General features: G+C 71.3%; 21 protein-coding genes. 16 read left to right on the top strand and 5 right to left on the bottom strand.

Annotated elements, in window-relative coordinates; genetic code table 11:
* Position 1: 1 nt before the first annotated feature.
* Positions 2-826 (bottom strand): IclR family transcriptional regulator, encoded by an 825-nt coding sequence (locus HUT12_RS13610; protein ID WP_254876815.1) that lies wholly within the window; start codon positions 824-826, stop codon positions 2-4.
* A 168-nt stretch (positions 827-994) separates the two neighbouring features.
* Here HUT12_RS13610 and HUT12_RS13605 point away from each other — a divergent pair, with 168 nt between their 5' ends.
* The 12 genes from HUT12_RS13605 to HUT12_RS13550 are packed head-to-tail and all read left to right on the top strand — an operon-like array spanning position 995 to position 11,193.
* On the top strand, positions 995-3,013 hold the full coding sequence (locus tag HUT12_RS13605; protein ID WP_176093610.1) for a hydantoinase B/oxoprolinase family protein: 2,019 nt from the start codon (positions 995-997) through the stop codon (positions 3,011-3,013).
* Complete coding sequence (locus HUT12_RS13600; RefSeq protein WP_131054367.1) at positions 3,010-3,990, top strand: tRNA U-34 5-methylaminomethyl-2-thiouridine biosynthesis protein; 981 nt, start codon at positions 3,010-3,012, stop codon at positions 3,988-3,990. Before HUT12_RS13605 ends, HUT12_RS13600 begins: the two co-directional genes overlap by 4 nt.
* A complete protein-coding gene (locus HUT12_RS13595) occupies positions 3,983-4,822 on the top strand; it encodes a 2-amino-5-chlorophenol 1,6-dioxygenase subunit alpha (protein ID WP_176093609.1) in 840 nt (279 codons plus the stop codon). The genes HUT12_RS13600 and HUT12_RS13595 overlap by 8 nt, the downstream gene beginning before the upstream one ends.
* Positions 4,823-4,832: 10 nt before the next feature.
* Positions 4,833-5,123 (top strand): BMC domain-containing protein, encoded by a 291-nt coding sequence (locus HUT12_RS13590; RefSeq protein WP_117230022.1) that lies wholly within the window; start codon positions 4,833-4,835, stop codon positions 5,121-5,123.
* Between the two features lie 22 nt (positions 5,124-5,145).
* Positions 5,146-5,472, top strand: a complete 327-nt coding sequence (locus tag HUT12_RS13585; RefSeq protein WP_176093608.1) for a BMC domain-containing protein — start codon at positions 5,146-5,148, stop codon at positions 5,470-5,472.
* The gene (locus HUT12_RS13580) at positions 5,472-5,747 is read left to right on the top strand and encodes a EutN/CcmL family microcompartment protein (protein ID WP_131053137.1); all 276 of its coding nucleotides are present in this window, start codon (positions 5,472-5,474) and stop codon (positions 5,745-5,747) included. The genes HUT12_RS13585 and HUT12_RS13580 overlap by 1 nt, the downstream gene beginning before the upstream one ends.
* 18 nt (positions 5,748-5,765) lie before the next feature.
* The gene (locus HUT12_RS13575; RefSeq protein ID WP_176093607.1) at positions 5,766-7,277 is read left to right on the top strand and encodes a 2-hydroxymuconic semialdehyde dehydrogenase; all 1,512 of its coding nucleotides are present in this window, start codon (positions 5,766-5,768) and stop codon (positions 7,275-7,277) included.
* A complete protein-coding gene (locus tag HUT12_RS13570) occupies positions 7,274-8,068 on the top strand; it encodes a 2-keto-4-pentenoate hydratase (protein WP_176093606.1) in 795 nt (264 codons plus the stop codon). Before HUT12_RS13575 ends, HUT12_RS13570 begins: the two co-directional genes overlap by 4 nt.
* Positions 8,065-8,997: an acetaldehyde dehydrogenase (acetylating) gene (locus HUT12_RS13565; RefSeq protein ID WP_176093605.1), complete on the top strand. Its 933-nt coding sequence runs from the start codon at positions 8,065-8,067 to the stop codon at positions 8,995-8,997. Before HUT12_RS13570 ends, HUT12_RS13565 begins: the two co-directional genes overlap by 4 nt.
* Positions 8,994-10,031, top strand: coding sequence for a 4-hydroxy-2-oxovalerate aldolase (gene dmpG, locus HUT12_RS13560; RefSeq protein WP_131053141.1), 1,038 nt, complete (start codon positions 8,994-8,996; stop codon positions 10,029-10,031). Before HUT12_RS13565 ends, dmpG begins: the two co-directional genes overlap by 4 nt.
* Positions 10,028-10,759 carry a 2-keto-4-pentenoate hydratase gene (locus HUT12_RS13555; RefSeq protein WP_176093604.1) on the top strand — a complete coding sequence of 244 codons (732 nt, stop codon included), beginning with the start codon at positions 10,028-10,030 and terminating at the stop codon, positions 10,757-10,759. Before dmpG ends, HUT12_RS13555 begins: the two co-directional genes overlap by 4 nt.
* Entirely contained in the window at positions 10,756-11,193 is a 438-nt protein-coding gene (locus HUT12_RS13550; protein WP_254876814.1) for a RidA family protein, read from the top strand. Before HUT12_RS13555 ends, HUT12_RS13550 begins: the two co-directional genes overlap by 4 nt.
* A gap of 72 nt (positions 11,194-11,265) precedes the next feature.
* Here the strand turns inward: HUT12_RS13550 and HUT12_RS13545 are convergent, their stop codons facing one another.
* Entirely contained in the window at positions 11,266-12,156 is an 891-nt protein-coding gene (locus tag HUT12_RS13545) for an NmrA/HSCARG family protein (RefSeq protein WP_131053143.1), read from the bottom strand.
* An 87-nt stretch (positions 12,157-12,243) separates the two neighbouring features.
* On the opposite strand from HUT12_RS13545, the gene HUT12_RS13540 reads away from it, so the two are divergent.
* The gene (locus tag HUT12_RS13540; RefSeq protein WP_131053144.1) at positions 12,244-12,780 is read left to right on the top strand and encodes a TetR/AcrR family transcriptional regulator; all 537 of its coding nucleotides are present in this window, start codon (positions 12,244-12,246) and stop codon (positions 12,778-12,780) included.
* Positions 12,781-12,787: 7 nt separating this feature from the next.
* On the opposite strand, the gene HUT12_RS13535 is transcribed toward HUT12_RS13540, so the two are convergent.
* Both HUT12_RS13535 and HUT12_RS13530 read right to left on the bottom strand, forming a co-directional pair.
* A complete protein-coding gene (locus HUT12_RS13535; protein WP_254876813.1) occupies positions 12,788-13,267 on the bottom strand; it encodes a sigma-70 family RNA polymerase sigma factor in 480 nt (159 codons plus the stop codon).
* A gap of 119 nt (positions 13,268-13,386) precedes the next feature.
* Complete coding sequence (locus HUT12_RS13530; protein WP_217705991.1) at positions 13,387-16,134, bottom strand: LuxR family transcriptional regulator; 2,748 nt, start codon at positions 16,132-16,134, stop codon at positions 13,387-13,389.
* A gap of 86 nt (positions 16,135-16,220) precedes the next feature.
* On the opposite strand from HUT12_RS13530, the gene HUT12_RS13525 reads away from it, so the two are divergent.
* Complete coding sequence (locus HUT12_RS13525) at positions 16,221-19,085, top strand: BTAD domain-containing putative transcriptional regulator (RefSeq protein WP_176093603.1); 2,865 nt, start codon at positions 16,221-16,223, stop codon at positions 19,083-19,085.
* Positions 19,086-19,178: 93 nt separating this feature from the next.
* Here HUT12_RS13525 and HUT12_RS13520 read toward each other — a convergent pair whose 3' ends face one another.
* On the bottom strand, positions 19,179-19,481 hold the full coding sequence (locus tag HUT12_RS13520) for a hypothetical protein (RefSeq protein ID WP_176093602.1): 303 nt from the start codon (positions 19,479-19,481) through the stop codon (positions 19,179-19,181).
* Between the two features lie 459 nt (positions 19,482-19,940).
* Between HUT12_RS13520 and HUT12_RS13515 the strand changes: the two genes are divergently transcribed.
* On the top strand, positions 19,941-20,642 hold the full coding sequence (locus HUT12_RS13515) for an alpha/beta fold hydrolase (RefSeq protein WP_131053149.1): 702 nt from the start codon (positions 19,941-19,943) through the stop codon (positions 20,640-20,642).
* Positions 20,643-20,704: 62 nt separating this feature from the next.
* Positions 20,705-21,541, top strand: a complete 837-nt coding sequence (locus HUT12_RS13510) for an alpha/beta fold hydrolase (RefSeq protein WP_176093601.1) — start codon at positions 20,705-20,707, stop codon at positions 21,539-21,541.
* Positions 21,542-21,560 lie beyond the last annotated feature (19 nt).

The following is a 21,560-nucleotide window of genomic DNA, read 5'->3' as shown; positions in this document are numbered from 1 at the left end:
GTCAGTCGCCCCACACGTCGCCGAAGCCGTACCCGAGTTGCCGGGACAGCTCGTCGGCGGTGCGGCGGGCCGCCGCGGCCAGCTGCGTCACCCGGGCCTCGTCGAGGCGGAAGATCGGGCCGGAGACGCTGATCGCGCCGGTGACCCGGCCGTGGCGGTCGCGCACCGGCGCGGCCACGACCCGCAGTCCCTCCTCGCTCTCCTGGTCGTTGAGCGCCCAGCCCTGCTCGCGGACGGTCGCCATCCGGGACACGAACGTGTCCAGGTCGGTGATCGTGTTCGCGGTCAGCGCGGTGAAGGGTGCGTCGGCCAGCGTCGCGCGCAGCGCGGCGTCGTCCTGGTCGATCAGCAGGGCCTTGCCGGCGGCGCTGCACCACAGCGGGATGCGCCGGCCCAGCCGGGAGACGAGCTGCAGGTTGCGGGTGCCCTGCACGACGTGGATGGAGATCGCGTCGAGGTCCTCCAGGACCGACAGGTTGACGCTCTCGCCCTCCTCCTCGGCCAGCCGGTGCACCAGGGGACGGGCGAGGGTGTGCAGGTCCAGGCCGGCGAGGTAGCGCGCGCCGAGTTCGAAGACGGTGACCCCGAGCCGGTAGTTGCCGTTGTCCTCGTTGCGGTGCAGGAAACCGGCGTCGGCCAGCGCCCGGAACAGCCGGCTGGCGGTCGACTTGTGTAGGCCGAGCTCGCGGCTGACGTCGCTGACCTTGCGTTCGGCGTCGTTGCCACGGAAGGCGAGCAGCACGCTGAGGGCGCGGTCGAGTGCCTGTGTGCCGGACTCGCGGGGCGTCGGCGCGTCGTCCGGGCTGGTCTCAGTGGCGTACGACATCTTGCTTCCCACCTTCTCGGTTGCTAGGTTTCATAATATAACCCTAGGACCACAATATGGTCCAGTGCGTTATGGTCCACCCGACGAGATGGCCCACCCACGGTGGCCCATCCCAGATGGTCCGTTCTCCCACCACCGGGATCGAGCCGGAACCAGTGAGGCATCCGCATGACTGTGAACCCGATCGACCTGGAAGTCGTCACCGAAGGTCTCATCTCGATCGTCCGGGAGATGCGACAAACGATCTTCCGTACCGCGCACTCGCCGGTGATCGCCGACGCGCAGGACTTCTCCTGCGCCCTGTTCGACCCCGAGGGACAGATGGTCGCCCAGGGCCGGGACATGCCCGGCCACGTCATCGCCATGCCGGCCTCGGTCGCCGAGATCTTCGCCGACTTCGCCGACGAGATGCGCCCCGGTGACCTCTACATCGTCAACGACCCCTATCGCGGTGGCAGCCACCTCAACGACGTCACCCTGATCAGCCCGGTCTTCGTCGACGACCAGCTCTTCCTCTTCCCGTGCGTCCGCATGCACTGGGCCGACATCGGCGGCATGACCCCGGGCAGCGTCTCCGGCCAGGCCACCGAGATCCTCCAGGAGGGGCTGCGGATCCCCCCGATCAAGCTCATCGAGCAGGGGCGACCCAACCGGGCCGCGTTCGACATCGTCTTCGCCAACGTCCGGATGGCCGAGGAACGCCGGGGCGACCTGGAATCCAGCATCGCCGCCTGCCACACCGCCGAACGGCGCCTGCGCGAACTCGTCGCCCGGCACGGCACCGACCTGATCCTCGAATCCGTCGCCGCCAACATGGACCGCACCGAGCACCGCCTGCGCACCATGATCCAGGCGCTGCCCGACGGCACCTACCGCTACGAGGACTACCTCGACCTCTACACCGACGGACACTACGACGCCGCCATCGTGCGCTGCGCGCTCACCATCGACGGCGACGAGATCGAGGCCGACTTCCGCGGCTCGTCGACCCAGGTCGCCGCCGTGGTCAACTCCTCGCGGGCGATGACCGTCGCCGGTGTCTTCATCGCCGTCAAGTCCGCCCTGGACCCCGGCGGCCTGGTCAACCACGGCGCCTTCCGGCCCCTGCGGGTGCACACCGAACCCGGCACCGTCGTGCACGTCAGCTACCCGGCCCCGGCAAACGCCCACAGCGAGGTCCGCAAACGCGTCATCTCGGCCGTGATGGCCGCACTGAGCCAGGTGGCACCCGACCTCATCGCCGCCGACCAGTTCGGCACCACCTTCCAGAACCTCATCGGTGGCGTCGACGAACACACCGGCCGGCCCTACCTCTACTACGACTACCCGGCCGGCGGCAACGGCGGATTCCTCGAATCCGACGGGCCCAGCGCCATGAACCCCGTCGACCTCGGCGACATCTCCACCATCCAGTCCGTCGAACGACTGGAGACCGAGATCCCGATCCTCGTCGAGGCCTGCGAACTGCGCACCGGCTCCAGCGGCGACGGCGCACGCCGAGGCGGACTCGGCAGCCGCCGCGAGACCCGCCTGCTGGCCAGCGGCGGCGCGTACTCGGTGCAGACCGACCGCACCACCGTCCCGCCCTACGGCCTGCGGCACGGCGGCCCCGGCGCGCCCACCGTGACCCACATCCGGCGGGGCGACGGCGAACGCGTCGACTTCGCCACCCCCGGCAAGGTCGCCGGTTTCCCGATGCGCACCGGAGACCTGCTGGTCATGGAGTCCGCCGGCGGCGGAGGCTGGGGCGACCCGCTGGACCGGCTGCCCGAGCACGTCGCCGACGACGTCACCCAGGAGTACCTGACCGCGGCCGAAGCACGACAGCGCTACGGCGTCGAACTCGACGCCGACGGCCGGGTCGACCCCACCGCGACCGCCGCCACCCGGGAACGGCTCCGCGACCAGCGACGCTGGCTGCGGACCATCGTCACCACCCAGCCGGCCTACACCGGCCAGCGCGGCCAGCGACGCCTGGCCTACGTCGCCCCCGACAGCGGCCTGGCCGAGGACACCCTCGTCGAGGTCCACGGCGGACATCCCGCGCCGCTGCGGGCCTGGATCCGACACGACACCGCACTGGCCGCCGACGAACTCGCCCTCGACGACGACGGGCTGCAGATCCTCGGCACCGCCCCACACGACCGCTCCCACGTGCGGGTACTACGCGGGGAAGGACGCTCATGAGCAAGGTCTTCCGGGTGCCGGTCACACCGGCCCGTGGCGGTGCCACCACCGCCCCACGCACCCCGTCACCGACCACCACGGCACGACGGTGCGGCATCGTCGCCGGCTGCCTCAGCCCGCACCCGCCCCACCTGATCTACGCCGAGAACCCGCCACAGAACGAACCACGCTCCACCGGCGGCTGGGAGACGCTGCGCTGGGCGTACGAGCGCCTGCGCACACGCATCCGCGAGGTCCACAAACCCGACGTGCTCATCGTGCACGCCCCGCACTGGATCACCATGGTCGGTCACCACGTCAACTGCGTGCCCAACCCGCGCGGCACCTCCGTCGAACCGATCTTCCCGCACCTGTTCCGCTACCACTACGACTTCCGCACCGACGTCGAACTCGGCGAGGCCATCGCCGAGGAGGCCAACGGACTCGGCCTGGTCACCCGCACCCTGCACGACCCCCGCGTCCGCGTCGACTACGCCACCATCGGCGCCCTGCACCTCGCGAACCCGGCCTGGGACATCCCCGTGGTCTCCCTCTCGGCCAACAACAACCCGTACTTCTACTCCGACGCCTCCCTGGAGGAGATGGAGGTCCTCGGCGAAGCCACCCGACGGGCCGTCGAAGCCACCGGCCGTCGCGCCGTCCTGCTCGCCTCCAATTCGCTGTCGCACCTGCACTGGCACGAGGAACCGGAACTGCCCGAGGACATGGAACGGGAACACCCCTACAACAACCACCAGTACCGGTGGGACATGAAACTGCTCGAAGCGATCCGACGCGGTCCGACCGCACCGCTGCGCGAACTCATCCCCGAACACATCGAGGCCACCGCCAGCGAGACGAAGGCCGGCAGCCTCACCTGGATGCTCGCCGCGATGGGCTGGCCCAAGGTCGCCGGCGACGTACTCGGCTACGGCACGATCATCGGCACCGGCAACGCGGTCGTCGAGTGGGTGCCCGAGGGGAACCACCATGGCTGACCGCACCGGAATCGTCGCCGGCGCACTGCTGCCCGGCATGCCGCACCTGCTCGCCGGACACGCCGCACCGAGCTGGTCGGCACTGGCCGACGCCGCCCGCGACGTGGGCGCCCGGCTACGCCGACTCGAACCCGACGTGGTGCTGCTGCTCTCCACCCAGTGGTTCACCGTCCTGGGCCACCAGTTCCAGTGCGACCCCAACCCGCGCGGTCAGCACGTCGACGAGAACTGGTACGCCTACGACTACGGCCTGCTCGACTACGACCTCCGTTTCGACGTCGACTTCACCGAACGCTGGGCCGCCCGGGTCCAGTCCGACGGACTCCAGGCCCGACGGACCCGCTACGACGGATTCCCGATCGACACCGGCACCATCGTCACCTCCGCACTGCTCGACCCCGAGCGGAAACTGCGCTGGGCACAGGTCTCCTGCAACCTCTACGCCGACGCCGACACCCTCGCCACCGTCGGACGCGCCGGCGCCACCGCCGCCCGCGACGCCGGACTGCGCGCCGCCGTCGTCGTGGTGACCGGGATGTCCTCCGGGCTCATCCAGGAGTGGATCGAACCCGACCAGGACCGCATCGGCGCACCCGCCCACGAGCAGTGGAACACCCGGATCCTCGACCTGCTCACCGCCGGCAAGATCGACGAAGCCCTCACCGTACGCGAGGAGTTCGCCCGGCAGGCCCAGGCCGACAGCCAGTTCCGGGCCCTGGCCTTCGCCGCCGGCGCCGGGGCGAGCACCGGCCCGGCACACCTGCACTCCTACGGCCCCATCTGGGGCACCGGCGGCGCCGTCCTGTCCTGGAACCTGCCAGACCACCACTAGAGGAGAGAGCATGCGGAACACAGCCGTGGGCTTCGTCGAAGCCGAAGGCTTCACCCCCATCTTCGACGCCGTCGACGCGATGGTGAAGGCCACCGAGGTCGAGGTCACCAAGGTCGTCCGGCTCGGCGGCGGCATCATCGCCGTCGCCGTCCGCGGTGACCTCGCCACCGTCGAGGAGGCCGTCGACATCGGCGAGGAGACCGCCCGGGCCAAGAGCCGCTCGGTGCGCTCGATCGTCTTCGCCAGCCCCTGCGACGCCGTCAGCGCGCTGGCGGCCGACCCCCAACTCGTCGGCAACTGACAGCCGGTAAGGAGACCCAGACATGTCCTCCGACATCGCCATCGGCATCGTCGAGACCCGCGGCGTCGTCGCCCTCTCCGCGGGCATCGAAGCCATGATCAAGACCGCCGACGTCCGCTGCGTCGGCGTCGAACGAGTCACCAGCGGCTACCTCGCCGTCGCCGTACGCGGCACCCTCGCCGCCGTGCGGCAGGCGGTCGCCGCCGGCGAGGCCGCCATCCGCGCCCACGGCGACCTGCGCAGCTCGCAGGTCTACCCCAAACCGCACCCGACCACGGCGGCGCTGCTCGACAACCCCGAGACGGCCCGGATCCGCGAGGTCATGGCCAGCCTGCGCGGGGAAGCCTGATGGTGCTCGGCGAGGTCGTCGGCAAGGTGTGGGCGGACCGCATCCTGCCCTCGCTCCAGGGCCGACGCCTCGTCCTGGTCCGGGTCCGGCCCGACGGCTCCGAGCTGGTCGCCGTCGACCCGCTCAACGTCGGCGTCGGCACCACCGTGCTGGTCGTCACCGACGAGGCAGCCGCCTCGGTGACCGGCGAGTCCACCGTCGACGCCGCCGTGGTCGCCCTGGTGGCCGATCCCGGCACCGCCGAAGCCCCCGACCCCGCGCCCACCACGTCCTGACCGAAAGGCACGCCTGTGATGACCGACGGGCTCTGGTCCCCGAGTCTGCTCGCCGGCCGACCGGCCGGCGAGCCGACCGTCCTGCCGAACTTCGTCGACGGCGTATTCGACACCTCCGGCACGCGCTTCGCCAAGGTCTCCCCGGTGACCGGCGAGACCATCCGCTACGTCGCCGAGGCCGACCGGTCCACGGTGGACGCCGCGGTGGCCGCCGCCCGCTCGGCGCTACGGGGGCCCTGGGGCCGGATGGGGGAGCGGGAGCGGGCCGCGGTCCTCTACCGGGTCGCCGACGAGCTGGAACGCCGCTTCGACGACCTGGTGGCGGCGGAGGTCGGTGACACCGGCAAGTCCATCTCGCAGGCCCGCACCCTCGACATCCCCCGTGGCGCGGCGAACTTCCGCGCGTTCGCCGAGATCGTGTCGACCACCCCGACGGAGTCCTTCACGACCCCGACCCCCACCGGCGGACGCGCCCTGAACTACGCCGTACGCAAACCGGTCGGTGTGGTCGCGGTCATCGTGCCCTGGAACCTGCCGCTGCTGCTGCTGACCTGGAAGGTGGCCCCGGCCCTCGCCTGCGGCAACACCGTGGTGGTCAAACCCTCCGAGGAGACGCCGTCGTCGGCGACACTGCTGGCCGAGGTGATGGCGGCGGCCGGAGTGCCCGACGGTGTCTTCAACGTCGTGCACGGCTTCGGACCCGACTCGGCGGGGGAGTTCCTGACCCAGCATCCGGACGTCGACGCGATCACCTTCACCGGCGAGTCGGCCACCGGCCAGACGATCATGCGGGCGGCGGCCGACGGCGTGAAGGCGGTCTCCTTCGAACTGGGCGGCAAGAACGCCGGCCTGGTCTTCGCCGACGCCGACCTCGACGCCGCGATCGAGGGCTCGGTGCGCTCCTCGTTCACCAACGGCGGCCAGGTGTGTCTCTGCACCGAACGACTGCTCGTGCAGCGACCGGTGTTCGACGAGTTCGTGAGCCGGCTCGCCGCCCGCGCCGACGAGCTGACCTTCGGCTGGCCCGCCGACGAGGCGACGGCGAACATGCCGCTGATCTCCCACGCCCACCAGGACAAGGTGCTCGGCTACTACGACCTGGCCCGGACCGAGGGCGCCACGGTGCTCGCCGGCGGTGACATTCCGACCTTCGCCGACGCCCGCGACGGCGGCGCCTACGTCCGTCCCACCGTCCTGACCGGCCTGGGGCCCGACGCCCGCGTCAACCGGGAGGAGGTCTTCGGCCCGGTCTGCCACGTGGCGCCGTTCGACGACGAGGACGAGGCGTTCGACCTGGCCAACGACAGCGACTACGGCCTGGCCGCCACCGTCTGGACCCGCGACGTGGGCCGCGCCCACCGGGCCGGCACGCGCCTGGAGACCGGCATCGTCTGGGTCAACACGTGGTTCCTTCGGGACCTGCGCACCCCGTTCGGCGGGGCGAAGGCCTCCGGTGTCGGCCGTGAGGGCGGCACCCACTCCCTGAACTTCTACTCCGAACTGACAAACGTCTGTGTGGATCTGTCATGAGTGATGTCGCCCGGTCCGCCCGACTGCTGCGGACCGCCTACGAGACGCGTACCCCCGTCGCGCCGCTGCGCGGCGACCTGATCCCGGTCGGCGACGTCGACGCCGCATACCAGGTGCAGCAGGCACAGGTCGCCGAGTGGGAGGCGGCGGGTCGCCGCCGGGTCGGCGCGAAGATCGGCCTGACGTCCTCCGCCGTCCAGCAGGCCTTCGGCGTCTATCAGCCCGACTTCGGGGTGCTCTTCGCCGACATGGCGGTCCCGGACGGCACCGAGATCGACGTCGGTCGGCTGCTGCAACCCCGGGTGGAGGCCGAGGTCGCCTTCGTGCTCGGCGCCGACCTGCCGTTCACGCAGGTGACACCCGCCGACGTGATCCGGGCCACCGACCATGTCCTGCCCGCGATCGAGATCGTCGACTCCCGGATCACCGGCTGGGACATCTCCATCGTGGACACCGTCGCCGACAACGCCTCCTCCGGCCTGTTCGTGCTCGGCAACCAGCCCCGCACGCTGGCGGACGTCGACCTCCGACTGGCCGGGATGGTCCTCGAACACGCCGGTGAACCGGTCTCGGTCGGGGCGGGCGCCGCCTGTCTCGGCAATCCCGTGCACGCGGTGGCCTGGCTCGCGCAGACCCTGGCCGGCACGGGTGCGCCGCTGACCGCCGGTGACATCGTGCTGTCCGGCGCACTCGGACCGATGGTGCCGGTCACCGCCGGGGCGACGTACGAGGCGCGGATCTCCGGCCTGGGCTCGGTCCGGGCCTGCTTCAGCCCGGGGGAGGCGGCATGACCGGGGTGGCCGTGATCGGGCCGGGGAACATCGGCACCGACCTGATGATCAAGGTTCTCCGCCTGTCGGAGTCGCTGCGGATGACGGCGATGGTCGGCGTCGACCCGGCCTCCGACGGCCTCGCCAGAGCCCGCCGGCTCGGCGTGGCCACCACCGCCGACGGGATCGACGGGCTGCTGACGATGCCGGAGTTCGCCGACGTCGGCGTCGTGTTCGACGCCACGTCTGCCGGATCGCACCGCCGCCACGCCGCACTGCTGCGCGAGCACGGCCGGCTGGTGGTGGACCTGACCCCGGCCGCCGTCGGCCCGTACGTGGTGCCGCCGGTCAACCTCGGCGAGCACCTCGACGAGCCCAACGTGAACATGGTGACCTGCGGCGGGCAGGCGACCGTCCCCGTCGTCGCCGCCGTCGGCCAGGTGACACCCGTGCACTACGCGGAGATCGTCGCGTCGATCGCCTCCCGGTCGGCGGGCCCCGGCACCCGGGCCAACATCGACGAGTTCACCGAGACGACGGCGCGGGCGATCGAGGTCGTCGGCGGCGCCCGCCGTGGCAAGGCGATCATCGTGTTGAACCCGGCGGAACCACCGATGATGATGCGCGACACCGTCTACTGCCTCTGCCCCGACCGGGACGTCGACCGGGACGCCGTCACCGCGTCGATCGAGACCATGGTCGCCACCGTCGCCGGATACGTGCCCGGCTACCGGCTGAAACAACGCGTGCAGTTCGACCACGTCGACACGTACGTGCCCGCGCTGGGCACCCGGTTCACCGGCGTACAGGTGTCGGTGTTCCTGGAGGTGTCCGGTGCCGGGCACTACCTGCCCGCGTACGCCGGCAACCTCGACATCATGACCTCCGCCGCACTGCGCACGGCGGAACGGATGGTCGCATTCCGCACCGATCGGAAGGTGCCGGCATGACCCGGCTCTATCTGCAGGACGTGACACTGCGCGACGGCATGCACGCCGTCCGGCACCAGTTCACCGTCGACCAGGTCCGCACGATCGCCGCCGCCCTCGACGCGGCCGGGGTCGCGGCGATCGAGGTCGCCCACGGCGACGGCCTGGCCGGCTCCAGCGTCAACTACGGGCACGGCGCCGCATCCGACGCGGACTGGATCGCCGCGGCGGCCGAGGCGGTCACCACCGCGAGACTGACCACCCTCCTGCTGCCCGGCATCGGCACCATCGCCGACCTGAAGGCCGCCCGCGACCTGGGCGTGACCAGCGTACGGATCGCCACGCACTGCACCGAGGCGGACATCTCGGCGCAGCACATCGGATGGGCGCGCGACAACGGCATGGACGTGTCCGGGTTCCTGATGATGGCGCACATGAACGACCCGGTGGCGCTGGCGACCCAGGCGAAGCTGATGGAGTCCTACGGCGCGCACTGCGTCTACGTCACCGACTCCGGCGGCCGGCTGCTGACCCGCGACGTCGCCGAGCGCGTCGACGCGTACCGCCAGGTCCTCGATCCGGCCACGCAGATCGGCATCCACGCGCACCACAACCTCTCCCTCGGCGTGGCCAACAGCGTCGCCGCCGTGGAGCACGGCACCACCCGGATCGACGCCTCCCTGGCCGGGCACGGCGCCGGCGCCGGCAACGCACCCCTGGAGGTGTTCGCGGCCGTCGCCGAACTCCACGGCTGGGACCACGGCTGCGACGTGTTCGCACTGATGGACGCCGCCGACGACCTGGTCCGGCCGGTGCAGGACCGGCCGGTCCGCGTCGACCGGGAGACGCTGAGCCTCGGCTACGCGGGGGTCTACTCCAGCTTCCTGCGCCATGCCGAGCGGGCCTCGCAGCGCTACGGGATCGACGTCCGCTCGATCCTCGTCGAGTTGGGTCGCCGCCGCATGGTCGGCGGACAGGAAGACATGATCGTCGACGTCGCCCTCGACCTGGTCGCCGCCACCGACCGGACCACCGCGACCGGAGGAAGCCGATGAGCACCACCGACCACCTCGCCCGACGCCTCGACGACGCGGCGACCAGCCGTACCGCGATCCCGCAGATCGGCACCGACGCCGAGCTGGACGTACCCACCGCCTACCGGGTGCAGCAGGCCGTGGTCGCCCACCGCCTCTCGCGCGGCGAACGTCCCGTCGGCCTGAAGCTCGGGCTGACCAGCCGGGCCAAGATGGCACAGATGGGCGTCGACGAGGTCATCTGGGGCCGGCTCACCGACGCCATGCGCATCCCCGACGGCGGCACGCTCCGGCTCTCCGCGCACCTCCACCCCAAGGTCGAGCCGGAGGTCGCCTTCCTCGTCCACGGCGGCGCGATCACGGCGGTCGCGCCGGCCCTCGAGGTCATCGACTCCCGGTACGTCGACTTCCGCTTCACCCTGCCCGAGGTCATCGCCGACAACACCTCGGCCAGCGGTTTCGTCCTCGGCGCCTGGCAGCCGGTGCCGGACGGGATCGACAACCTCGGTGTGCTGATGGAGGTCGACGGGCGACCCGTCCAGATCGGATCCACCGCCGCGATCCTCGGCGATCCCCGCCGGGCACTCGCCGAGGCGGTCCGGCTCGCCGCCGCCAGCGGCGTGGACCTGGCCGACGGTGCGGTCCTGCTCGCCGGCGCGGCCACCGCCGCCGTGCCGCTGCGGGCCGGATCACACGTCCGGGTCACCGTCGACACGCTCGGCACCGCGTCCCTGCGGGTCGCGTCGTGACCCCGCCCGGAGAGAACGGCGCACGACACGACGGTGTGGTGCCCGGCAAGGCCACGCCGCGCGGCCGGTTCCCGCACGTCAAGGTCGCCGGTGACCTGATCTTCGTCTCGGGTACGTCCAGCCGCCGGCCGGACAACACGATCGTCGGTGCCGCGGCGGACCCGATGGGCGTCACGGACCTCGACATCCGCGCGCAGACCCGCGCCGTCATCGACAACATCCGCGACATCCTGCACTCCGTCGGGGCCGACCTCGACGACCTCGTCCAGCTCACCACCTACCTGGTGAGCATGAACGACTTCGGCGGCTACAACGAGGTCTACGCCGAGTACTTCGACGAGAACGGCCCCACCCGCACCACCGTCGCCGTGCACCAGCTGCCCCACCCGTACCTGCTCATCGAGATCCAGGCGGTGGCCCGACGGCGGTCCTGACCTCGACCGGGTGGGCGACCTCGTCGGGCTTGCCGGGCCGGCCGTCCCGCAGCCGGCCCGGCACCCGAGCGGTCAGGCGAAGGTGCGACGGGCCCAGGTGCGGAAGTCGGTGGTGGGCAGGCCGAGTGCCTGGGCGATCTCCGGTCGGGCGGGGGTGCCGTTCTCGTTGATCTGCTCGACAGTCCTGATCATGAATGGTGGCAGGCCGCGCGTCACCGCCTCCTGCGGGGTGAGGACCGGCGCGGTGACGGTCCGGCCGGTCACCTCGCTGAGGATCGCGGCGACCTCGGTCATGGTGCGCATGTCGCCGGCGAGTTCCACCTCCTTGCCGTCGAGCGTGCCCGGTCCGGTGAAGGCGGTCGCTGCGGCGGCACCGATGTCGTCGACGGCGATCCAGGCGATGCGGGTGTCCTCGGCGAAGCCGGTGACGATGGTGCCGCTGGACCAGTCGCCGAACAGGAAGGACTTCTCCAGCAGGTTCTCCATGAAGGTCGCGGGCTTGAGGACGGTCCAGCGGGCGAACCCGCCGGTGCGGACCAGTTCGTCGATCTCCGCCTTGCTCTCCCAGTAGTGCCGGTCCCAGCGGCCCTCGGCCCAGCCCGGCTGGTTGCGGTGGAAGTCACCGGCACCGGCGACACTGCTGTGGACGAACTGCGGCACCCCCGCCCTGCGTGCGGCCTCGACGAGGTGCCGTCCCCGGCGCAGTTCGGCATCGCCCTGCAGATCGGTGAGATCCGGGAAGGGGATGGAGAAGACGCCGTCCACTCCGCGTGCTGCGGCGAGGAGCGAGGCGGGGTCGTCCAGGTCGCCCCGGACCAGTTCGGCGCCGCGTTCGCGGAGGGCGAGTGCGGTGGCGGCGGTGGTGTCGCGGACCAGGGCGCGTACCGCGACGCCCCGGTCGAGCAGGGCCCGGGCGGTGGCGCCGCCCTGCTTGCCGGTGGCACCGATGACAAGGACGGCCATGTCTCCTCCTCGGAACAAGTGGGGTGGCACCCCACTTCATGTCGGCTACGATATGGGGGCACACCCCACTTATCCAAACGGCAGGCGATGAGAGCTGACGCACAACGCAACCGCGCGCTGATCGTCACGGCGGCCAGCGAGGCGGTTGCCCGGGACGGCGCGTACGCGTCGCTGGAGGAGATCGCCCGAGCCGCCGGCGTGGGCTCGGCGACCCTGCACCGGCACTTCCCGTCCCGCTGGGCGCTGCTGGAGGCGGTCTTCCACGACCGCGTCGAGGCGCTTTGTGCCCGCGCCGGCGACCTGTCGACCGGGCCGGACGCCCGCGAGGCGCTGACGACCTGGCTGTGCGAGCTGGCGGTCTACAGCACGACCACCCGCGGCCTGGTCACCTCCCTGCTCAGGGCACCACAGGAGAGCGAGTCCTGCTCCGCGATGCTCGTGGCGGCCGGCGAACCGCTGCGGCGTCGCGCCGCCGAGGAGGGGACCGTGCGCGCGGACGTCGAGATGATCGACCTGGTGACCCTCGTCAAGGCGATCGCACTGGCAGCGGAATCCACAAGCGCGACCGAGGCGGAGCGGTTGGTGCGACTCGCCCTGGAAGGAATCAGCCCCTCCCGGCGGTGAACGACCCTCAGGTGTTCATCAGCGAATCGCGCAGATGTCGTACCGCATAATGGGCGCGCGATTTGACCGTACCGGCGGGAATGCCGAGCGCGGCGGCGGCCTCGTCGACGGAATGGCCATGCACGTACAGTTCCACCAGGACGGACCGGTGGGTGGCGCCGAGTTCGCCGACGGCGCGTCGCAGCGTGAGTGACGCGATCGCCGTCTCCGCCGCGTTGACCGAGTGCGCGAGGTCCGCCTCGACGATGCCGACCTCGACGGGCCGTCTCTGCCGTCTGCGGTACGCGTCGATCGCGAGACGCCGCGCGACGGTGAACAGCCAGCGCCGTTGCGGCTCCGGGCCCGGCGGCATCTGGTCCAGACTGCGCCAGGCCCGGAGCATCGTCTCCTGCAGCAGGTCCTCGGCGGTGCAGAGGGACCCCGGTGGGGTCAGCCTCCGCAGGTAGTGCAGCAGCGCGCCACCGTTGTCGCGGTGCAGGTCCCGCATGAGATCCTCGGTGGCGGTGACTGTCGACATCGAATTCCCCGTCCAGTTCCAGCGTGTCGGGGAAAGCGTACGAGGTACCTCTTAATTTCTACTTTACTGCCACTCAGGTGACCATTCCACTATTTCGGAAACTGCGCTGAAAGGGCGTCACGCAGTCCGGCACGCGCCGACACGCCGAGCTTCGGGAAGATGCGATAGAGATGGGCGCCGACCGTGCGGTGGGAGATATAGAGGCGCTCGGCGATCTGCTTGTTGGTGAGGCCGCTGGCGGCCAGTCCGGCGATCTCCAGCTCCTGACTGGTCAGACCGCCGAGACCGGTGGCCGGTTCCTCGGCGACGACCGGTCGGTAGCCGGTGGCGCGCAGCTCGGCTGCGGTACGGGCCAGCCACGGCTCGGCGCCCATCGCGGCGAAACCGTCGCGGGCCGCGAGGAGATGAGGACGGGCTGCCGACGGATCCCGATGACGACGCAGCTTCTCGGCGTAGGCGAGCCGGATCCGCGACGCCTCGTACAGCCAGCGCTCGGACGCCGGTTCGTCCAGGGTCTGCGCGAGCCGGGCGGCGGCGTCGTCGCCGTCGCTCACGAGCGCGTCGACGCCGTGCTGCAGCAGCCGCATGCGGGTCGACAGGGCGGCCACGTCCGCCTCGCGCATGGCCTTGGCGTGCGCCCGGGCCTCGGCGGTACGCCCGGTCCGGACGGCGGCCTCCACCAGGTCGAACATCACGTACGTGCAGTTCGGCACGTACGGGGCGAGGACACCGGGAGGACTGGAAGCGGCGGCGTGCCGGTACGCGGACTCGAAGTCGCCCTGTGCGGCGGCGGCCAGCGCACGCGGGTGATGGGCGATGGCAGCCGCTCCCGCCACCCCGCGCGGTAGCGCCCAGTGGGTGATCTCGTCGGCCAGCTCGAAAGCCTCGCCGGACCGGCCCCGACCGGCCGCGACGATCGCGCGGTTGTACAGGAAGTACCACTTCAGGAACCCCAGACCGCTGTCACCGCAGACCTGCTGCGCCTCGACGGCCAACTCCTCGGTCTCGTCCCACCGGCCGGTGAGGAACCCGTCCAGACAGAGGTGCATCATCGCGGCCAACTGCCGCCGTGGTGCCCCGCCTTCGCGTCCCTGCCGCACGAGTCGCCACGAGTACTCGCGGTTCTCGCCCAACCGGTCCAGATAGACCGAGGCGGTGCCGATCCGCATGGCCCGGGTCAGATCCTCCTCCTCGGGCAACGACGCGATCAGCGCCTCCAGGTCTGCCACCGCCGCGGCACCGGTGCGCACCGGATCGGGGAAGGTCCTGCTCATCACCGAGAGGAGGTCGCCCGGACCCGGCGTGAACATCCCGAGAAGTCGATGGAAGACGGCCCAGTGGTCGGGACTGCCGGCATACCAGGACAGCAACAGCAGCGTGTGCATGGCCTCGTCGAGCGCCGGATCGTCCGCGCGCCAGCCGTGCTCGCCCGTCTCGATCGCGCCGGCGAGCAGACGGTGTGCGGTGTGCACGTCGCCGTCACCATTGATCATCAGCAGGGCCGCAGCGCCGGCGGCGTGCAGCGCACCGGCCGAGCCGACGCTCATCTCCCGCGACCGGGCGAGCAGGGTGGTCGCATCGCCGGAACCGCCGGCCTCCGCACCGATGTACGCCGCCTGCGCCAGTCGCCGTGCGGTGCTCTGCGGAGTGGCGCTCAGTTCGGCCGCACGCATCAGGGCGGCGATGGCAGCCAGCGAGTCGCCCCGCTGCATGACGCGATGGGATGCCTGCTCCAGTTCTGCCGCCACCGCCTCGTCCGGACCGGCGGTGGCGGCGGCCAGATGCCAGCTCCGACGTTCCGGATCGTCCGGCAACGCCTCGGCGATGGCCAGGTGAGCCCGGCACCGCTCCTCGTGCGTGGAGGACGCCACGATCGCCGACTGGATGAGGGGATGCCGGAAGGTGATGCGCCCGGTCGCGTCGTCGACCCGTACCAACTGGTGTCGTTCGGCCGGTGCCAGATGGGTCAGGTCGGTCATGCCGCGCAGGGTGCGGACGTCGCCGCTGCCCTCGAACGTGGCGAGCAACAGCAGCAGCCGGCTGGGCTCGGGCAGACCGGCGATGCGGTTGGCGAAGCCGGCCTGAAGCCGGTCGCTGAGCGGTACGACGTCGGCGAAGGCCGAGGGATGTGCCGCGCCGGCCAGGGTGGCCGGTAGCTCGACCAGGGCCAGCGGATTGCCCCGGGCGAGGTCGAGCAGGCGTCGCCGGGTGGGCGACGTCATGGTGGGGAAGTGCGAGTCCACCAGCCTGGCGGAGGCTTCGGTACTCAGCGGCTCGACGGTGACCTCGGTGAGGCCACGACGGTCGAGGAAGCTCTCGGTGCCGGTCCGGAAGGCGGCGATCACGCCGACCGGTGACCTCGCCACCCGCCGGGCGATGAAGCCGAGCGCGACGGCGCTGGACCGGTCGACCCACTGCACGTCGTCCACGATCAGCAGGACGGGCGCCTTCTTGGCGACGGTGGTGAGCAGAGACCGGGCGGCGTTGCAGACCAGCAGTGCCGCAGGCGTCGGGCCGGAGCCGAAACCGAGCGCGACGGTGAGCGCGTCGCGCAGTGCCGGGGGCAGTCGCCGAATCTCGGCGTACAGCGGCAGCAGTAGCTGGTTGAGCGAGGAGTAGCTGACGTCCGCCTCGAACTCCGAGCCGGACGCCCGCAACACCTGAAAGCCGGCGGCCTCGCCCAGGTCCGCCGCCGCGTCCAACAACGCCGACTTGCCGACACCGGGCTCGCCGCGCACCAACCGGACATCCCCGTCGCGCCGTACCGATTGCAGGAAGTGGCCGATGCACGCCAGCTCCACCTCGCGCCCGACCAACCGCTCATGCGATGACGTCACACCCGGAACGACGATCGGGGGCGGTCAGGGTTCAGTCGCCTTGCCGACGGACCTAAGCTGAGAGGCGTGATCATAGACCGCCCGCGATGCTGATGGGTGCCGGAAATCCGGACGACGGTCCACCCGTACGCTTCGCCGTGCTGGGCCCGGTGCAGGTGTGGCGCGGCGAACGCGAGGTCGACCCGGGATCACGCCAGCAGCGTCTGATCCTCGCGCTGCTCCTGGCCCGCGCCGGCCGGCCGGTCGGCATCACGGACTTCGTCACGCTGTTGTGGGACGAACGCCCACCCCGTAGCGCGGTGAACATCGTCCACCTTCACCTGGGCTCCCTGCGGCGGCTGTTCGAACCCGACCTGCGCCCTCGGACACCCGGACGGTGGCTGGCGAGCGACGCGGCCGGCTACCGCATGATGGTCGACGCGCACGGGCTGGACCTGCTGCGCTTCCGCGACCTGGTGCGTCGGGCGCGGGAAACCGACGACCCCGCTCAGGCGCTGACGACGTACGTGCAGGCACTGGAACTCTCGCGCGGGCCGTGCGGCGGCGCTCCGGACCTGCTCGGTCGTCCGGTCGCCGACTTCGAGTCGGTGGACGACGAGTACGCCGACCTGGTGGGCGAGGCCACCGACCTGGCACTGCGTGCGGGAACGGCCCGGCTGGTGCTACCGATGCTGCGGCGCGTCGCCGCGCAGCGTCCGCTGGACGAAGCCGTCCAGGCCAGGTTGCTGCTCACGCTGTCCGCAGCCGGGCAGCAGGCCGAAGCGATCGCCCTGTACCAGGAACTCCGGAGCCGGCTCTCCGACGATCTCGGGATCGATCCGGGCCGCGAACTCCAGGAGGCGTACCGGACGGTCCTGCGGCACGGCGCCCCCGAGATGGCGCCGGGTCGGCGGCCCGACGGGAGCCCGTCAGGGGGCGGCTTCCTCGTCAGTCCGGCCCAGCTACCGCCGGACCTTCCCCACTTCACCGGACGCCAGGACAGCCTGCGGCGGGCGCTCGCGCTCATCCACGGCCGCACCGCCGCCGGAGCTCTGCGCATCGTCGTCATCGAGGGCATCCCCGGCGTCGGCAAGACCAGCCTGGCGACCCACCTCGGGTACCGGTTGGCCGACGAGTTCCCGGACGGTCAGCTCTACGCCGACCTCAGGGGCCTGGACCCGGACGCCGCGTTGCCCCCGGGAGAGGTGCTCCAGGCATTCCTGCACGCGCTCGGCGTCCGTGGCCCGGACATCCCGACCAGCGACCTGGCCCGGTCCGGGCTCTACCGCAGTGTCCTGGCGGAGCGTCGGGTGCTGATCGTGCTGGACAACGTCCGCGACGCCGACCAGGTCCGGCCTCTGCTCCCCGGTGCTCCGGGAAGCCTCGTCCTGGTAACCAGCCGCTACTGCCTGGCCGGTCTCGCCGCGACACACGGGGCGCACGTGCTCGCGCTCGACGTCCTGCCGGACGACGAGGCGCGTGAGCTCGTGGTCTCGCGGGTCGGGTCCACGCATGCCCTGGCGGACCGGAAGGCGTTGGACGAGATCGTCGACCGGTGCGCGGGGCTTCCACTGGCACTGGCCGTGGTGGCCGCCCGGGCCCTGGCCCATCCCGAACAGCGGCTGTCGGCCGTCGCGGCCGAACTGCGCGACGCCCAGGGCGGCCTCGACGTGTTCGGCATCGAGGATTCCGACAGCGACCTACGGGCCATCTTCTCCTGGTCCTACCGTGGCCTCAGCCCGTCCGCCGCACGCCTGTTCCGTCTGCTGGCCCTGCATCCGGGCCCGGACGTCACCCTGCCCGCCGCGGCGAGCCTCGCCGGCCTGGCCGTGCAGGATGCCGGCGACGTGGTCGAGGAACTGGCGCGGAGCAGACTCGTCACGGAACGCCGGTCCGGCCGGTACGGCGCCCACGATCTGATCGCCGCGTACGCGCGGGAGCTGCTGGCCGGCGCCGACTCCGACGCGGAGCGTGACGCGGCGGCGGATCGGCTGCTCCGGTACTACCGGCGTGCCGCCCACGCGGCCAACCGCCACATCAATCCCGAGATCGATGCCGAATCGCCCGCCGCGTACGACGGGGTCGTCGACGAGAACCCGACGGACGCCCGGGAGGCCGTCGAATGGTTCGCCGCCGAACGGGACGTGCTGAAAGCCGTCATGCGCCAGGCCAACGACAGCGGTCGGGTGTACGACGCCTGGCAGTTGGAGCTCACGGTGCAGGGCTTCTACCAGCGCGACGGGTGGTGGCAGGAGTGGGCGACCGTGGTGCGCGAATGCCTGGACGCGGCGGAGGGCGCCGGCGACTCGGCAGGTACGGCGAACATGCTGCGCAGCCTGGCCGGCGCCCGCTTCTACCTCGGCGACAGCGCCGCAGCCCTGACCCTGCTCGACCGTGCTCTGGCGATCTTCGTCGAGCTGGGTGACGCGTCCCGGGAATCGCTGACACTGCGCAACCTCGGCGAGGTCAGTTTCGCGGTCGGTGACCACGATCGGTCCGTCACCTGTCTCCACCAGGCACTGCGTATCGCCGAATCGCTCGGCGAGCAGGTGGCCCAGGTGGACGTGCTGTCCCGCCTCGCCGACACGCAGTACGAACTCGGCGACCGCGCGGAGAGTTTTCGAACCATCGGCCGCGCGCTGGCCATGAGCGAGCAACTCGACCACGGTGTCCGCCGCAGCCAGTGCCACCTCCGGCGCGCGAACCTCTATCTGCGCGAGCGGCGGTACGCCGAGTCCCTGGCGGACTTCGCCGCAGCCGACGAACTGGCCGTGGCCGTCGGCGGCCGGGTGCTCAGGGTCCGGGCGAATCTGGGTCTGGGGGACATCGCCTATGCGATGGATGATCGGCCCGCCGCCCGGACGGCATGGCTGGTGGCGTTGAGCCTGGCCAACGACACGGACCGGGATCAGGAGGCCGCGATCCGGCGCCGCCTGGCGAAGCTGCGCGACGACACGCCGCCGGACGTGTAAGGAGGGGTCCCCTGCTATACACGAGGCGTTAGCAGGGGACCCCTCCTTACACAACTCCAGCAGCGCTGCGGCGGGCAGCGCCTCAGCGAGCGGTCAGAACGAGTACGCCCGGAAGGACTGGTACTTGCCGGCGGGGAAGGTCCGGAACGTGCCGAGGTTCCACTGGAGGCCGGTGCAGTTGGGCCCGCTGAAGGCGCTGACCTGTTCGACGATGCGTTCCCCGGTGAGCGACGCCGCGGTCGGCGGCATGGCCAGGCAGGTGCCGTCGGGCTCGGCGACGTGCAGCAGCAGCGTGGCGAAGGTGCCCTCGAAGATGCTCAGCCCCGAGGGGGGTACCTCGACGGCGGCCTGCGCGGGCTGAGCGTGCAGAGCGACCGTGGCGGCGATGCCGGCCACGGTCAGGCCCGCGACAGTACGAATTCTCCGGCCCATGGTGGTGCCTCCCTGGATCGATTCCGTGCGGTGTGGTGTGAGCGCGCCAGGGTCAGCCTTTCGCGGCCTCGTGGAGATCGGCAACGGTGTGGGTCGATGACTATGTAGACAGAAAATGACGACCCGTGGCGTGAACTTCGTTCGGCGGCATACGTAGCCCGGCGGCGGAGGGTGCCGGGGCATCGGTCGAATGACCTAACCGAGTCGCCCGCAGCCGTCGACCGCCCGACGGGGCGCGCCGGCCGACAGCGACCAGCAGGAGCGGACGATTCCGGCGAAAGGACTCGGTTTCCGGTCGTCCTCCGCGCCGCACCGTTGCTCGCGGCAGGCGGATGACTGATTCGGTGAGCGGCCCGGGAGACGACCGTGGACCCATCGACGGCGCCGTTCGTGCCGTCACCGCCCACGTCGAGGAGACAGCTCATGAAGCCCACCATCGTCCTGGTCCACGGCGCCTTCGCCGAGTCCGGCAGTTGGAAGGCAGTGATCAGTCGGCTGCAGGCCGCGGGTCACCGCACCATCGCGGCCGGGAACCCGTTGCGGAGCCTCTCCGGGGACGCCGCCGTGGTGGCCGACCTGCTGGCCACGATCGAGGGTCCGATCGTGCTGGTCGGCCACTCCTACGGGGGTGCGGTCGTCTCCAACGCCGCGACCGGCAACGACAACGTCAAGGCCCTCGTGTACGTGGCCGCGCTGGCTCCGGAGAAGGGCGAGAACGTGCCCGACCTGACCGGCAAGTTCCCGGGCGCCACCCTCGGCGAACACCTCCACGAGGTGCCGCTGCGCGACGGCACCGCCGACGTCTACGTCCGTCCGGAGAGTTACCACGAGCACTTCGCTGCGGACCTCACGCCGGAGCAGGCGGCCCTGGACGCCGCCACCCAGCGGCCGTTCCACACCACCGCCCTCAACGAGGGCTCCGGCGAGCCGGCCTGGAAGACGATCCCGTCCTGGTTCATCTCCCCGGAGCGGGACCTCGCCATCCCGATCGCGGTGTTCCGCTTCATGGCCGAACGCGCCAACGCGCGGGAGGCCGTGGAGGTCGCCGGTGCCTCGCACGCGCTTCCGGTGTCGCAGCCGCAGGCGGTGGCCGACGTCATCCTCCGCGCCGCCGCTTCCGTCTGACCACTCCGTCCGTCTCCGAGACCCGGCCCGCTCGGGCCGCTCCCGATCGAGAGGATCCACCCATGAAGATCAACCTTCCGTTCCTGTCCAGGCGCATCGCTCCGTGGACGGCCGTCGCCGCCGGTGTGGCGGTGGCCGCGATGGTCGCCGGCTCCGCGCAGGCGGCGGCGGGGCACCGGCCCTGGGTCAAGCCCACGGTGGTGCTGGTCCACGGCGCGTTCGCCGACTCATCGAGTTGGAACGGCGTCATCACGCACCTGAAACGGGACGGCTATCCGGTGGTCGCCGCCCCGAATCCGCTGCGCGGCCTGCACACCGACGCCGAACACCTGCGCAGCGTGCTGGAGAGCGTGCGGGGCCCGATCGTGCTGGCCGGTCACTCCTACGGCGGATCGGTGATGAGCGAGGCCGCCGACGGCGACACCGACGTCAAGGCACTGGTCTACATCGCGAGCTTCGCCCCGGAGCAGGGGGAGAGCACCTCGGCTCTGGCCGCGAAGTTCCCGGGCGGACAACTGGGCCCGGCCCTGGACTCCGTGCCGGTGTCGATCCCCGGTGCCGGTACGGGCACCGACCTCTACATCAGGCAGGACCAGTTCCGGCGGGTGTTCGCGGCCGACGTCCCACGGAAGGTCACCGACCTGATGGCCGTCACCCAGCGACCGATCACCAGTGCCGCGCTCGACGACACCGCCACCCGGACGGCGTGGAAGTCCATCCGGTCCTGGTTCATGGTGACCACGCAGGACCTGGCCATCCCCGCCGACTCGATGCGGTTCATGGCCAGGCGGGCCGGGTCGCACACCGTCGAGATCACGGCCTCGCACGCGGTCACGGTCTCGCAGCCGAAGCCGGTGGCCGACCTGATCGACACGGCGGCCCGCGCCACCACGCGCTGACCGGCCCGCGCTGTTCGCG

Origin of the sequence: Verrucosispora sp. NA02020 (assembly GCF_013364215.1) — a bacterium.
Classification (GTDB): Bacteria; Actinomycetota; Actinomycetes; order Mycobacteriales; family Micromonosporaceae; genus Micromonospora.
This window is presented reverse-complemented; position numbering and strand designations above follow the sequence as displayed.

Coding starts and splice junctions, on each gene's coding strand:
- HUT12_RS13610 (WP_254876815.1), bottom strand. CDS start 826: ATGTCGTACGCCACTGAGACCAGCCCGGACGACGCGCCGACGCCCCGC.
- HUT12_RS13605 (WP_176093610.1), top strand. CDS start 995: ATGACTGTGAACCCGATCGACCTGGAAGTCGTCACCGAAGGTCTCATC.
- HUT12_RS13600 (WP_131054367.1), top strand. CDS start 3,010: ATGAGCAAGGTCTTCCGGGTGCCGGTCACACCGGCCCGTGGCGGTGCC.
- HUT12_RS13595 (WP_176093609.1), top strand. CDS start 3,983: ATGGCTGACCGCACCGGAATCGTCGCCGGCGCACTGCTGCCCGGCATG.
- HUT12_RS13590 (WP_117230022.1), top strand. CDS start 4,833: ATGCGGAACACAGCCGTGGGCTTCGTCGAAGCCGAAGGCTTCACCCCC.
- HUT12_RS13585 (WP_176093608.1), top strand. CDS start 5,146: ATGTCCTCCGACATCGCCATCGGCATCGTCGAGACCCGCGGCGTCGTC.
- HUT12_RS13580 (WP_131053137.1), top strand. CDS start 5,472: ATGGTGCTCGGCGAGGTCGTCGGCAAGGTGTGGGCGGACCGCATCCTG.
- HUT12_RS13575 (WP_176093607.1), top strand. CDS start 5,766: ATGACCGACGGGCTCTGGTCCCCGAGTCTGCTCGCCGGCCGACCGGCC.
- HUT12_RS13570 (WP_176093606.1), top strand. CDS start 7,274: ATGAGTGATGTCGCCCGGTCCGCCCGACTGCTGCGGACCGCCTACGAG.
- HUT12_RS13565 (WP_176093605.1), top strand. CDS start 8,065: ATGACCGGGGTGGCCGTGATCGGGCCGGGGAACATCGGCACCGACCTG.
- dmpG (WP_131053141.1), top strand. CDS start 8,994: ATGACCCGGCTCTATCTGCAGGACGTGACACTGCGCGACGGCATGCAC.
- HUT12_RS13555 (WP_176093604.1), top strand. CDS start 10,028: ATGAGCACCACCGACCACCTCGCCCGACGCCTCGACGACGCGGCGACC.
- HUT12_RS13545 (WP_131053143.1), bottom strand. CDS start 12,156: ATGGCCGTCCTTGTCATCGGTGCCACCGGCAAGCAGGGCGGCGCCACC.
- HUT12_RS13540 (WP_131053144.1), top strand. CDS start 12,244: ATGAGAGCTGACGCACAACGCAACCGCGCGCTGATCGTCACGGCGGCC.
- HUT12_RS13535 (WP_254876813.1), bottom strand. CDS start 13,267: ATGCGGGACCTGCACCGCGACAACGGTGGCGCGCTGCTGCACTACCTG.
- HUT12_RS13525 (WP_176093603.1), top strand. CDS start 16,221: ATGCTGATGGGTGCCGGAAATCCGGACGACGGTCCACCCGTACGCTTC.
- HUT12_RS13515 (WP_131053149.1), top strand. CDS start 19,941: ATGAAGCCCACCATCGTCCTGGTCCACGGCGCCTTCGCCGAGTCCGGC.
- HUT12_RS13510 (WP_176093601.1), top strand. CDS start 20,705: ATGAAGATCAACCTTCCGTTCCTGTCCAGGCGCATCGCTCCGTGGACG.